General features: G+C 36.7%; 15 protein-coding genes. All 15 read left to right on the plus strand.

Going from position 1 to position 13,787, the window contains the following annotated elements; all coding sequences use genetic code 11:
* Positions 1–3: 3 nt before the first annotated feature.
* The 15 genes from rnpM to asd all read left to right on the plus strand — a co-directional run bounded on the left by rnpM (position 4) and on the right by asd (position 13,733).
* Positions 4–276, plus strand: coding sequence for an RNase P modulator RnpM (gene rnpM / locus LC095_RS11570; protein WP_226528319.1), 273 nt, complete (start codon positions 4–6; stop codon positions 274–276).
* A gap of 4 nt (positions 277–280) precedes the next feature.
* Positions 281–586: a YlxQ family RNA-binding protein gene (locus LC095_RS11575; RefSeq protein ID WP_216773193.1), complete on the plus strand. Its 306-nt coding sequence runs from the start codon at positions 281–283 to the stop codon at positions 584–586.
* 19 nt (positions 587–605) lie between these two features.
* Entirely contained in the window at positions 606–2,759 is a 2,154-nt protein-coding gene (infB, locus tag LC095_RS11580) for a translation initiation factor IF-2 (RefSeq protein WP_226528320.1), read from the plus strand.
* Positions 2,756–3,034: a DUF503 domain-containing protein gene (locus LC095_RS11585; RefSeq protein ID WP_226528321.1), complete on the plus strand. Its 279-nt coding sequence runs from the start codon at positions 2,756–2,758 to the stop codon at positions 3,032–3,034. Before infB ends, LC095_RS11585 begins: the two co-directional genes overlap by 4 nt.
* Positions 3,035–3,051: 17 nt before the next feature.
* A complete protein-coding gene (gene rbfA / locus LC095_RS11590; protein ID WP_226528322.1) occupies positions 3,052–3,408 on the plus strand; it encodes a 30S ribosome-binding factor RbfA in 357 nt (118 codons plus the stop codon).
* Positions 3,409–3,479: 71 nt separating this feature from the next.
* Complete coding sequence (gene truB, locus LC095_RS11595) at positions 3,480–4,400, plus strand: tRNA pseudouridine(55) synthase TruB (RefSeq protein ID WP_226528323.1); 921 nt, start codon at positions 3,480–3,482, stop codon at positions 4,398–4,400.
* A gap of 51 nt (positions 4,401–4,451) precedes the next feature.
* On the plus strand, positions 4,452–5,399 hold the full coding sequence (gene ribF, locus LC095_RS11600; RefSeq protein WP_226528324.1) for a bifunctional riboflavin kinase/FAD synthetase: 948 nt from the start codon (positions 4,452–4,454) through the stop codon (positions 5,397–5,399).
* Between the two features lie 123 nt (positions 5,400–5,522).
* Positions 5,523–5,792 carry a 30S ribosomal protein S15 gene (rpsO, locus tag LC095_RS11605; RefSeq protein WP_026559305.1) on the plus strand — a complete coding sequence of 90 codons (270 nt, stop codon included), beginning with the start codon at positions 5,523–5,525 and terminating at the stop codon, positions 5,790–5,792.
* Positions 5,793–6,003: 211 nt separating this feature from the next.
* Positions 6,004–8,124, plus strand: a complete 2,121-nt coding sequence (gene pnp / locus LC095_RS11610) for a polyribonucleotide nucleotidyltransferase (protein WP_226528325.1) — start codon at positions 6,004–6,006, stop codon at positions 8,122–8,124.
* A 137-nt stretch (positions 8,125–8,261) separates the two neighbouring features.
* Complete coding sequence (locus tag LC095_RS11615) at positions 8,262–9,239, plus strand: polysaccharide deacetylase family protein (RefSeq protein WP_226528326.1); 978 nt, start codon at positions 8,262–8,264, stop codon at positions 9,237–9,239.
* 23 nt (positions 9,240–9,262) lie between these two features.
* The gene (locus LC095_RS11620) at positions 9,263–10,504 is read left to right on the plus strand and encodes a M16 family metallopeptidase (protein WP_226528327.1); all 1,242 of its coding nucleotides are present in this window, start codon (positions 9,263–9,265) and stop codon (positions 10,502–10,504) included.
* A gap of 89 nt (positions 10,505–10,593) precedes the next feature.
* Positions 10,594–10,854: a YlmC/YmxH family sporulation protein gene (locus LC095_RS11625; protein ID WP_026559301.1), complete on the plus strand. Its 261-nt coding sequence runs from the start codon at positions 10,594–10,596 to the stop codon at positions 10,852–10,854.
* 209 nt (positions 10,855–11,063) lie between these two features.
* Positions 11,064–11,966, plus strand: a complete 903-nt coding sequence (gene dpaA / locus LC095_RS11630) for a dipicolinic acid synthetase subunit A (RefSeq protein WP_226528328.1) — start codon at positions 11,064–11,066, stop codon at positions 11,964–11,966.
* The gene (locus LC095_RS11635; RefSeq protein ID WP_226528329.1) at positions 11,963–12,565 is read left to right on the plus strand and encodes a dipicolinate synthase subunit B; all 603 of its coding nucleotides are present in this window, start codon (positions 11,963–11,965) and stop codon (positions 12,563–12,565) included. Before dpaA ends, LC095_RS11635 begins: the two co-directional genes overlap by 4 nt.
* Positions 12,566–12,689: 124 nt before the next feature.
* Entirely contained in the window at positions 12,690–13,733 is a 1,044-nt protein-coding gene (gene asd / locus LC095_RS11640; protein ID WP_226528330.1) for an aspartate-semialdehyde dehydrogenase, read from the plus strand.
* Positions 13,734–13,787: the final 54 nt, after the last annotated feature.

Genomic DNA, 13,787 nt, shown 5'->3' on the forward strand with positions numbered 1-13,787 from the left:
CACATGAACAATCGCAAAATTCCTTTGCGTAAATGTGTAGCAACAGGAGAAATGAGAAGTAAGAAAGAGCTGGTCCGCATTGTCCGGTCAAAGGAAGGCGATGTCACTGTCGACTTATCCGGTAAAAAGAACGGACGAGGTGCTTACATCACTCTTGACAAAGAGAGCATCCTGCTTGCGAAAAAGAAAAATATTCTTGCCAATCATCTTAAAGCTAATGTAGATGAATCAATTTATGAAGAGTTGATCCAATTGGCTGAGAAGGAGAAGCATTAAATAAATGAAACAGCAGCAACAATGGACGTCCTTATTGGGCTTAGCAAATCGAGCACGAAAAGTTATTTCGGGAGAGGAACTTGTTGTTAAAGAGATTAGACAACAAAAAGCTAAGCTAGTTCTTCTTTCACAAGATGCATCCGCTAATACAATGAAAAAGGTAACAGATAAATGTAAGTTTTATCAGGTCCCCTTTAAAATGGTTGAAGATCGCTACCTGTTAGGGCAAGCAATCGGGAAAGAAGCGAGAGTCGTTGTAGCGATAAATGATGCAGGCTTTGCTGCAAAGTTAAAAACCTTGCTCGATTAATATTCTTGGGGGTGAACGTATGTCAAAAATGAGAGTATATGAATACGCGAAACAAACGAATGTATCTAGCAAAGACATTATTACTACGTTGAAAGGAATGAACGTAGAAGTAAATAATCATATGTCAACAATTGAAAATGATGTTATTACTAAGCTTGATCAAAAATATAAAGCAACGAACAATGAAAGCACAAAAAATGAATCAACAAAGAAACCGGGGAAACAAGTGGATAATACAAATAAAACAAACAATACAAATAGTGCACAAAAGCCTTCAAATAACAAAAAACAAACTCAAAATAATCAAAACAAAAAAGCAAATCAGCCTGTGAACAAGCCTTCTAATCAAAAAGGGAAAAAGAATAATAAAAAAAATAAAGGTAATCAAAGTTTTCAGCAGCCTAAACCAAAGAAAGAATTGCCGGAGAAAATTACGTTTTCAGGTAGCTTATCTGTTGGTGAGCTAGCTGGTGAACTTGGAAAAGAGCCTTCAGAGATTATTAAAAAACTTCTTTTATTAGGCACCATGGCTACGATTAACCAGGAGCTTGATAAAGATTCAATTGAATTAATTGCTGGTGAATACGGTGTAGAAGTTGAAGAAGAAATTGTGTTTGAAAAAACAGAATTTGAAAAATATGAAGAAGAAGATCGTGTGGAGGATCTTGAAATCCGTCCAGCAGTTGTTACAATCATGGGACACGTTGACCATGGTAAAACAACTCTTCTTGATTCTATAAGAAATACAAAAGTAACAGAAGGCGAAGCCGGTGGTATTACACAACATATTGGTGCATACCAAATTGTTGCAAACGATCAAAAAATCACCTTTTTAGATACACCGGGTCACGCAGCTTTCACTACTATGCGTGCTCGTGGGGCTCAAGTAACAGATATTACGATTTTAGTTGTAGCAGCTGATGATGGTGTTATGCCTCAAACAATTGAAGCAATAAACCATGCAAAAGCAGCTGAAGTACCAATCATTGTCGCAGTGAATAAAGTTGATAAACCAACTGCAAATCCTGATCGTGTTATGCAGGAATTAACAGAACATGGACTAGTACCAGAAGCTTGGGGTGGAGATACTATCTTTGTACCTGTATCTGCATTAACTGGTGATGGTATCGATGATCTTCTGGAAATGATTTTATTAGTTACAGAAGTTGAAGAATTAAAAGCAAACCCTAACCGTCGTGCTACTGGAACAGTTATCGAAGCACAACTGGACAAAGGCAGAGGTTCAGTTGCTACACTTCTTGTTCAAAATGGTACACTAAAAGTAGGTGACCCTATCGTTGTTGGTAACACATTTGGTCGTGTTCGTGCGATGGTGAATGATCTTGGTCGCCGTGTAAAAGAAGCGGCACCTTCTACTCCAGTTGAAATTACTGGTTTAAATGATGTTCCATTAGCTGGAGATCAGTTTATGGTATTTGAAGATGAAAAATCAGCACGTCAAGTAGGAGAGGCAAGAGCACAGAAGAAACTTGATGAACAACGAAGTGAAGGATCAAAACTTAGTCTTGACGACTTATTTGAGCAAATTAAGCAAGGCGAAATTAAAGATATTAATTTAATTGTTAAAGCTGATGTTCAAGGTTCTGTTGAGGCTCTAGCGGCCGCTTTACAAAAGATTGATGTTGAAGGTGTTCGAGTTAAAATCATTCACACTGGTGTTGGTGCTATCACTGAATCAGATATTATTTTGGCAGCAGCATCCAATGCCATTGTAATTGGCTTTAATGTACGACCAGATGCAGGTGCTAAGAAAACTGCTGACGTTGAAGAAGTGGATATTCGACTTCACCGTATCATTTACAAAGTAATAGAAGAAATTGAGTCTGCAATGAAAGGGATGCTTGATCCTGAATTTGAAGAAAAAATCATTGGTCAAGTAGAAGTACGTACAACTTTCAAAGTTTCCAAAATCGGGACAATTGCAGGCTGTTATGTAACAGAAGGGAAAATCACCCGAGACAGCGGAGTGCGCTTAATCCGTGACGGTATTGTTATTTTTGAAGGAGAAATAGATACACTTAAACGCTTCAAGGATGATGTCAAAGAAGTAGCAAGAAACTATGAGTGTGGTATTACAATTAAAAATTACAATGATGTCAAAGAAGGCGACGTTATTGAAGCATATGTTATGGAAGAAATTGAACGTAAATGATTGGATATGTTGATTGTGAATATTTGATTTATGACTCACAGTCATTAAAAGATAAAAGAGCCGTTTTACAACGAGTTCTAACAAGAATCAAACAAAAGTACAATGTCTCTATTTCTGAAATAGACTATCAGGATACATGGCAACATACAAAATTTGGAATAGTAGCTGTTAGCACTTCTAAAGTGCAAACAGAGAAAGAATTGCAGCGTGTGTTACAATTTATTGATTCTTTTCCTGAAATAGAGAGAACAGTTACAATGTTTGAATGGTTTTAAGTTAAGAGGTGATTGACATGAGCTTAAGAGCAAACCGTGTCGGAGAACAAATGAAAAAAGAGTTAGGGGATATTATTGGGCGTAAAATTAAAGACCCACGTATAGGCTTTGTTACTGTGACAGATGTAAATGTATCCGGAGATTTACAAATTGCAAAAGTCTTCATATCAGTTTTAGGAGATGAAGAACAACGTCAAAATACGTTAAAAGGTCTTGCGAAAGCCAAGGGATTTATCCGTTCAGAAATTGGCCAGCGAATTCGTCTGAGAAAAACACCGGAAATTCAATTTGAATTTGATGAATCGATTGATTATGGAAATCGAATTGAAACTCTTCTACATGAGTTAAATGTAGTGAATAAAGAGGAGGAATAACTCCTTTCAAAGGGATAGACACCTTCGTCTATCCCTTTTGTGTTGAATATCTGAAAGTCGGAGGTATGATAATGGAAGGTGTGCTTTTATTAAATAAGCCCACAGGAATGACATCTCATGACTGTGTAGCAAAGATGAGAAGACTTGCAAAAACAAAAAAAGTTGGCCATACAGGAACATTGGATCCTGATGTTACTGGTGTACTTCCCATCTGTCTTGGAAGAGCGACAAAAATAGTTGAATATTTAACTGCTGCTACGAAGACGTATGAAGCTGAAATAACAATTGGTTATTCTACAACAACTGAAGATGCATCTGGAGAAGTAGTAGAAAGAAAAAGTGTAGCATCCCCGATAACGAAATGGATGGTTGAAGATGTATTACGATCAATGGTTGGTACTATCGAACAAGTCCCTCCAATGTATTCGGCTGTTAAAGTAAATGGTAAAAAACTCTATGAATATGCACGTGCCGGGATTGAAATAGATAGACCAGCCAGACTTATTACAATTCATGAGATTGTTTTGCTTGGTGATGTAATACAAAAAGATGGACTGGTTACATTCCGATTTCGTGTGACATGTTCAAAAGGTACATATGTTAGAACATTGGCCGTCATGATAGGGGAAAGACTGGGATTTCCGGCACATATGTCACATCTTGTTAGAACAAAATCAGGTAATTTTCATTTAAGTGACTGTTTTACATTTGAGGAAATTGAGGAAGCAGTTGAAAAAAATGAACTGCAAAAATATTTACTTCCAATAGGAAATGCGCTTAATGATTTGCCGAAACTACTAATCCATGATACTCTAGCAGAGAAAGTGAAAAATGGTGCAGTATTAGAGCTACCAACACAATTTCATGACATAGAAGCTGGTTCTCCAATAACTATCTATAATGAAGAACACCAATGTTTAGCTATATATTCAAAGCATCCGACAAAAAGTCACCTTATGAAGCCGATAAAAGTCTTATATAATGAGGCGTAAGGTACTTTTTAATTACTGACAGCATTATAATTGAAAAAGGTGAAGTTGACTGTGAAACAAATTAACCTGTCTCACCCACATCATATAGAACGTACAGAACAACCTGAGATGGTTATGGCCCTGGGGTATTTTGATGGGGTTCATAAAGGTCATCAAAAGGTTATTTTAAAGGCAAAGGAAATTGCGGAGAACACTGGAATGAAATGTGCCGTTATGACATTTCATCCACATCCCCAAGTAGTACTTAGAAAACAAGACCACATTGAATATTTAACACCATTAGACGAAAAAATCAAATTGATCGAGCAACTAGGTGTAGATCTATTATATGTTGTAGAATTCACACAAGAATTTGCTGCTTTGCTACCTCAACAATTTGTTGATGAATTTATTATTGATCTTAATGTTAAACATGTTGTTGCAGGCTTTGATTTTACATATGGCCACCTTGGGAAAGGTTCGATGGAGACTATTCCATTTCATTCAAGAAACCAATTTTTACATACAACAGTTGAAAAGTTAACAGATCATGACCGTAAAGTAAGTTCTTCACTTATACGAGAAGTCATTCGGAGTGGAGATGTAGCATATGCTGAAACCCTACTTGGTAGACCTCATTTTGCAACAGGAACAGTTATCCATGGGGATAAACGTGGAAGAACAATAGGTTTTCCAACAGCAAACATAGAGGTGGAAGGAACCTTCTTACTTCCTCCAACTGGTGTATATGCAGTTTTAATCAAGGTGGAAGATCAAGTCTATGAAGGTGTGTGTAATATTGGGTATAAGCCTACATTTAAAGATGAAAAAGCGGTAAAACCAAGTATTGAAGTTCATATTTTTGATTTTAAACGTGATATATATGGTGAAATGGTATCAGTTTTCTGGTATAAACGTATAAGAAGTGAAAAGAAGTTCCATAATGTAGAGGAGCTTATTACACAAATTTCTAAGGATAAAGATCAGAGTCAAGAATTCTTTCAGAAAAAAATGGTTTAATCCTTGCATTATCTTTAGAAAAATAGTATTCTAATTGATGTAGTTTAAAACCATTGCTTGGCAAATCGAGTCACCAACGTTTGCTCGGTAATTGGGGTTTTGCAAAATAAGGAGGTGAAAAGGATGGCTATCACACAAGAACGTAAAAATGAACTTATCGCTCAATACAAAACACATGAGTCTGATACTGGATCTCCAGAGGTTCAAATTGCTATCCTTACTGAGGACATCAATAATCTTAACGATCACTTACGTGTTCACAAAAAAGACCACCATTCTCGTCGCGGTCTATTAAAAATGGTAGGTAAACGTCGTAACTTATTAACTTACCTACGTAATAAAGACGTAACTCGCTATCGTGAGTTAATCAACAAGCTTGGATTACGTCGATAATTACTTTAAAAGCGGGATTCCTCCCGCTTTTTTAGTGTATATAAAACTGCGATAAAATAGATGATTCTACACCTTTTTTTGTAAATAAATTAGCTGCTTTCTAAAAGTTGTCGAAAATCTATTTACATATAAAAACTATGCTGATATGTTGAAATTAAATGGTTCATACTATTACATAACGCAATTAAAAAAGAGAAGGAGTTTTACATATATGGGACAAGATAAACAAACGTTTTCCATAGACTGGGCCGGTCGAAACTTAACAGTTGAAATTGGCCAGCTTGCTAAACAAGCAAACGGATCTGTACTGATTCGTTATGGTGATACAGCTGTATTAAGTACTGCTACTGCGTCAAAAGATCCAAAACCTCTTGATTTTTTTCCACTCACAGTAAACTATGAGGAGCGTTTATACGCTGTTGGTAAAATACCAGGTGGATTTATTAAACGAGAAGGCCGCCCAAGTGAAAAGGCTATTTTGGCAAGTCGATTAATCGACCGCCCAATTAGACCATTATTTGCTGACGGATTTAGAAATGAAGTGCAAGTTATTAGTATTGTAATGAGTGTTGACCAGGATTGCTCTTCAGAAATGGCAGCAATGTTTGGCTCATCCTTAGCATTATGTGTGTCTGATATTCCTTTTGAGGGACCTATCGCAGGAGTTACAGTTGGAAGAATTAATAATGAATTTGTTATTAATCCTAATGTAGAACAGGCAGAACAAAGTGATATACATCTAGTAGTAGCCGGAACGAAAGATGCAATCAACATGGTTGAAGCCGGTGCAGATGAGGTTCCTGAAGAAACAATGTTGGAAGCAATTATGTTTGGTCACAATGAAATTAAACGTCTTATTGCTTTCCAAGAAGAAGTAGCTGCAGCAGTCGGTAAAGAGAAAAAAGAAGTTCAGCTTTTTGATCTTGATGCTGATTTAGAAAAACGTATTCGTGATCTTGCTGAAAAGGAACTTCTCCAAGCCATTCAAGTTCAGGAAAAGCATGCGCGTGAGGATGCAATCAATGCGGTGAAAAATAGTGTTGTCGAGAAGTTTGAAGCTGAAGAGGCAGACGAAGCTACAATCAAAATGGTTAAACAAATATTGTCAAAGCTTGTGAAAGCAGAGGTACGTCGATTAATTACAGAGGATAAAGTCAGACCAGATGGACGTGGAGTAGATGAAATCAGACCACTTTCATCAGAGGTTGGTTTACTCTCAAGAACACATGGGTCAGGTTTATTTACACGTGGACAAACACAGGCATTAAGTATTTGTACACTTGGAGCTTTAGGTGATGTGCAAATTTTAGATGGATTAGGAATCGAAGAATCAAAACGCTTTATGCATCATTATAATTTCCCGCAATTCAGTGTTGGGGAAACTGGACCAATGAGAGGTCCAGGACGTCGTGAGATCGGACATGGGGCACTTGGAGAGCGTGCTTTAGAGCCAATTATCCCTTCTGAAAAAGATTTCCCTTATACAATCCGTTTAGTATCAGAAGTACTTGAATCAAATGGATCTACTTCTCAAGCAAGTATTTGTGCCAGCACGCTTGCAATGATGGATGCTGGTGTTCCAATTAAAGCTCCTGTAGCAGGTATTGCGATGGGTCTCGTGAAATCAGGTGAGCACTACACAGTATTAACAGATATCCAAGGTATGGAAGATGCTCTAGGTGATATGGACTTTAAAGTAGCTGGAACTGAAAAAGGTGTTACAGCCCTGCAAATGGATATTAAAATTGATGGCTTATCTCGAGAAATTCTAGAGGAAGCTTTACAACAAGCTAAAAAAGGACGTATGGAAATTCTGAAGTCAATGATGGCAACCATCTCTACACCGAAAGGTGAGTTATCACAATATGCTCCTAAGATCTTAACGATGGCAATTAACCCGGACAAAATTCGAGATGTTATCGGACCGAGCGGAAAACAGATAAACAAAATCATTGAAGAAACTGGCGTTAAAATTGACATTGAACAAGATGGAACAGTATTCATTTCTTCTGTTAATGAAGAAATGAACCAGAAAGCAAAGAAAATTATCGAAGATTTAGTACGTGAAGTTGTAGTCGGACAAATGTACTTAGGGAAAGTAAAACGAATTGAAAAATTTGGAGCGTTCGTTGAAATCTTCAGTGGAAAAGACGGCTTAGTTCATATATCAGAGTTGGCTGAAGAGCGTGTCGGCAAAGTTGAAGATGTGGTGTCAATTGGTGACGAACTATTAGTAAAAGTAACTGAAATTGACAAACAAGGTCGTGTAAACTTATCGAGAAAAGCAGTTCTTAAGGAACAAAAAGAAAATCAACCAGAACAACAAGGTTGATGACATGATAGGAGGCCATGGGTAACCAGGCTTCTTTTTCAATTTAATACTTCTGTAACTGAATTACGGAACAAGCGCCATTTTTGTTCTACCTTGTCCTCTTTTTACATATTTTTTAGTAAAAAGGGGGATACATAATGCAAAGGAAAATCATTCAAGTTGTTGGTTTTATTTTCGTCATAACAGTAGCCATTGGCTTTATTAAAAATCCTTTTACCACATCCTATCTTGATCAAATAAAAAAAGCAGATGTGACAGTTGCAAAACACCAAGATAAGCTGTATGAGGAGATTTCATCTAAAGCCAAGGAATACAGTATTCCAGCCCAAAATGCAGAAATACATAAAGTATGGAAATCGACCCCGGGGTATAATGGATTAGAAGTTGACATTGATGAGTCATATAAAAAGATGAAGGCGAAGGGCACTTTTGATGAAAACCTTCTTGTTTATCGGCAAGTTAAACCATCTGTACACCTTGAGGATTTAAAAGCTGAGCCAATTTATAGAGGTCATCCTGACAAGCCGATGGTATCTTTTATTATTAATGTAGCTTGGGGAAATGAATATATTCCTGACATGCTTGAAACGTTAAATAGATACCATGTGAAAGCTACCTTTTTTCTTGAAGGAAGATGGGTGAAAGAAAACCCTGATATGGCGATGATGATAGTTGATGCCGGACATGAAATTGGAAATCATTCTTATACACATCCTGATATGAGTCAGCTCTCTGTAAATAAAATAAGAGAACAATTGTCCAAGACGAATGAAGTAATAAAATCGGTTACAGATATTACCCCAACTTGGTTTGCACCTCCAAGTGGCAGTTTTAAAAATGAAGTTGTAAAAATTGCTGATGAGATGAAGATGAAAACTGTTATGTGGAGTGTGGATACAATTGATTGGCAGCGTCCAGAACCACATGTGTTAGTTTCACGAGTAATGGGTAAAGTTCATAATGGAGCACTCATTTTAATGCATCCAACATCTTCAACATCGGAAAGTTTAGAAACATTAATATTATCCATTAAGCAAAAAGGTTATTCTTTTGGTTCAGTGTCAATGCTCGTTGATGAGGAACGATTATTTAGAGATGAACCAAAGACAAATTAAACAACGAAGAAGGAGGAACACTTTTGATCAAAAAATATACGTGTCAAAATGGAGTAAGAATTGTGTTAGAAAATATTCCTACTGTTCGATCTGTTGCAATTGGTGTATGGATTGGAACAGGTTCTCGAAATGAAAGCCTTGAGAATAACGGGGTATCCCATTTTCTTGAGCATATGTTCTTTAAAGGAACTAAAACAAGAACAGCAAGAGAGATAGCTGAATCTTTTGATAGTATTGGTGGTCAAGTAAATGCCTTTACTTCAAAAGAATATACTTGTTACTATGCTAAAGTACTTGATGATCATGCGAGCTATGCCCTAGATGTACTTGGTGACATGTTTTTTAACTCAACGTTTGATGAAGATGAACTAAAAAAAGAAAAAAATGTTGTATATGAAGAGATTAAAATGTATGAAGATACTCCAGATGACATTGTTCATGATATTTTAAGCAAAGCTACATATGGAAGCCATCCTTTAGCATATCCAATATTAGGAACAGAAGAGACCTTAGCGTCCTTTAATGGAGATACATTGAGAGAGTACATGAACAATCACTACACTCCCGAAAATGTGGTCGTTTCTGTAGCTGGAAACGTGACAGAAAGCTTTATTAAAGAAGTTGAAAAACTTTTTGGTTCATATGAAACAAATTCATTGAAACGTGAATTTGAAAAACCAAGCTTTCATAATGAAAAACTGGCTAGACAAAAAGATACAGAGCAAGCTCATCTATGTATAGGATTTAACGGTCTTGAAGTGGGTCATGATGATATTTATAGTTTAATCGTTCTAAATAATATTTTAGGTGGAAGTATGAGTAGCCGTTTGTTCCAAGATGTTCGTGAACAAAAAGGTCTTGCTTACTCTGTTTTCTCATACCACTCTTCATACGAAGATAACGGCCTTCTTACTATCTATGGCGGTACAGGAAGTAAGCAACTTAATCTCTTGTTTGATACGATTCAGGAAACATTAGCGACGTTAAAAGCAGAAGGTATTACTGCAAAAGAATTAGCTAATAGTAAAGAGCAAATGAAGGGTAGTCTTATGCTCAGTCTGGAAAGCACGAACAGCCGAATGAGCCGAAATGGGAAAAATGAGCTTTTACTGGGTTATCACCGCTCATTAGATTCAATTATTGAAAAAGTAAATGAAGTAAGTGAAGAAAGCGTGAATACACTTGCTAATCAGGTATTCACTGACACTTATTCAGTTGCTCTTATTAGTCCTGAAGGTACTTTACCGAAAAAACTTCAATCATAATTAAAAATGCTTACGATTTATTTTTCTTATAAATTGTAGGCATTTTTTTATGAGGTCAATTGATAAGATAGTAGAAAGGAGGAATGGACATGAGACTTAGTGAACTATCCGGAAAAGAAATTGTAGATGTGAAACGTGCAGAACGATTAGGTGTTCTAGGTCAAACTGATTTGGAGATTAATGAACAAACGGGACAAATTACAACACTAATCATCCCTTCGTTAAAATGGTTTGGATTAAGAAAACAGGGCCAAGAGATACGGGTTCCATGGCATCATATTAAAAAGATAGGAACAGATATGATCATTCTTGACATACCTGATGAACAAATTGATAAAATCGAATCATAACTACACTTCATCGATTGGCATTTGGCCAATCGTTTTTTTTCGATAAAACTGCGGATTCAATTACTCCCATTTAATATGTATCCTCTTTCTTTTTATTCATCTGTTTATTCACCCATATGTCGATTTCTACATAGTATGTTGAAGTAAGTTATCCTAGGATCTCAAGGAACTATAACAGAAACACAAGCAAAAGAAGGTGAACATACAATATGTTAACAGGATTAAACGTAGCTGTAATTGGTGGTGATGCCAGACAGCTAGAAGTTATCCGTAAATTAACTGAACTTGATACAAAGCTTTTTCTCATTGGTTTTGACCAACTGGACCATGGCTTTACTGGTGCAACAAAAGTCAAAATGGATGAGGTTCCATTTCAAGAAATAGATGCGATAATTTTGCCTATCCCTGGTACGAATCAAGAGGGGATTGTAGAAACTGTTTTTTCAAATGAAGAGGTTATTTTAACTGAAGAGTTAATTAATCAAACACCTTCTCATTGTACCATTTATTCAGGTATTTCAAATTCATATTTAGATAATCTCGTTCAATCGACAAATAAAAAATTAGTTCAACTTTTTAAAAGGGATGATGTAGCAATCTACAATTCAATTCCAACAGTTGAAGGAACGCTCATGATGGTCATCCAACATACCGATATAACAATACATGGCTCAACTGTTGCTGTATTAGGGTTAGGAAGAGTAGGAATGAGTGTGGCAAGAACCTTCTCTGCACTAGGAGCGAAAGTTAAAGTAGGAGCGAGAGATACGGCAGACTTAGCCAGAATTACTGAAATGGGCCTTGAGCCTTTTCATATTGATCATCTAAAGGATAAGGTAACAGACATCGATGTGTGTATAAATACAATCCCAGCTATGATCGTAACGGCTAAGGTGATTTCCAATATGCCGGCACACACATTAATCGTCGATCTTGCTTCAAAACCGGGAGGAACCGATTTTCGATATGCTGAGAAAAGAGGGATTAAAGCACTATTAGCTCCAGGATTACCGGGCATAGTGGCACCAAAAACAGCCGGGCAAATTGTAGCGAATGTCTTAACACAGCTATTAAATGAGTTAAAGATAGATGGAAAGGGGTTATCTTCATGAAATTAGAAGGTAAGCGGATTGGATTTGGTATTACGGGTTCTCATTGCACTTATGAGGAAGTGTATCCACAAATCAAATCATTGTTAGATGAGGGAGCAGATGTTATCCCGGTCGTCACATTTACAATGAAGGACACAACAACTCGTTTTGGAAAAGCGGGGGAATGGGTTGAAAAAATAGAGGCGTTAACAGGAAACAAAGTGATCGACTCTATTGTTGCAGCAGAACCATTAGGACCTAAACTTCCGTTAGATTGTATGGTAATCGCTCCACTAACAGGTAACTCAATGAGTAGATTTGCTAATGCTCTAACTGATTCGCCAGTGTTGATGGCTGCAAAAGCAACCTTAAGAACCCATCGCCCTGTTGTTTTAGGCATTTCTACAAATGATGCGCTTGGTTTAAATGGAGTAAACCTTATGAGGTTAATGGCAACAAAAGATATATATTTTATTCCATTTGGCCAAGATGCCCCTGATAAAAAACCAAATTCAATGGTTGCAAGAATGGAAGCATTACTGGATACTGTATTAGCTGCATTAGAAGGAAAGCAATATCAGCCAGTTGTTGTTGAGAAATTTCGAGATTTAGAAGAATAATTTCATAATTCAATCAAAGAATCAAATTTTTTCATCCATTCGACAATTATTGTGATAGAATAGTACGTAAAAGATTTGTAGCTGTATTTTTAAAAGAAATATAGCTGGAAGGAGCTAGTGTTTAATGGAAGCAAAAGGTTATCATGTAGCAGTAGTCGGAGCAACAGGGGCTGTGGGGCAACAAATGCTTCACACATTAGAACAACGTAATTTTCCAATTTCTAAATTAACTTTGCTTTCTTCTGAGCGTTCAGCAGGAAAAAAAGTAATGTTCAGAGATGAAGAATATATTGTCGAAACAGCAACTCCTGAAAGTTTTGAAGGTGTTCAAATTGCGCTATTCTCAGCGGGTGGAAATGTGTCTAAGCAACTTGCTCCAGAAGCAGTAAAGCGTGGGGCAATTGTTGTAGACAATACAAGTGCATACCGCATGGATGAGAATGTTCCATTAGTTGTTCCTGAAGTAAATGAAGAAGCGTTAAAAGCGCATAATGGTATCATCGCAAATCCAAACTGCTCAACGATTCAGATGGTTGTTGCTCTTGAGCCCATTCGTCAACAATTTGGTCTAAACAAAGTAATTGTTTCTACCTACCAAGCAGTTTCAGGTGCAGGGGCAGCTGCAATCAATGAGCTAAAGGAACAAGCAAAAGCAATTTTAAATGGAGATGAATTCACACCTGAAATTCTTCCTGTTAGCGGTGATGAGAAACATTATCAGATTGCTTTTAATGCCATACCGCAAATTGATAAATTTCAAGATAATGGATATACTTTTGAAGAAATGAAAATGATTAATGAAACGAAAAAAATTATGAGCACTCCTGAGCTTCATGTAGCTGCAACTTGTGTTCGTTTACCTGTTGAAACAGGACATTCTGAATCAGTTTATATTGAAGTAGATTCTGAAGGAGTTTCTGCTCAACAAATAAAAGAACTATTGAAAGAATCAGATGGAATTACATTACAAGATGACCCATCACAACAAATCTATCCAATGCCGGCTAACTGCGTAGGTAAAAATGATGTATTTGTTGGAAGAATCCGTAAAGATTTAGACCGTGATAATGGTTTCCATATGTGGATTGTTTCTGACAACCTATTAAAGGGTGCTGCATGGAATTCAGTTCAAATCGCTGAAAGTTTAGTGAAATTACAACTAGTTTAACTCTTTGAAGAAGAGAGCATGGTATATCACCAGCTCTCTTCTCTCACGTCTATA

The organism is Metabacillus niabensis, assembly GCF_020524345.1.
GTDB classification, from domain to species: Bacteria; Bacillota; Bacilli; order Bacillales; family Bacillaceae; genus Metabacillus; species Metabacillus niabensis_B.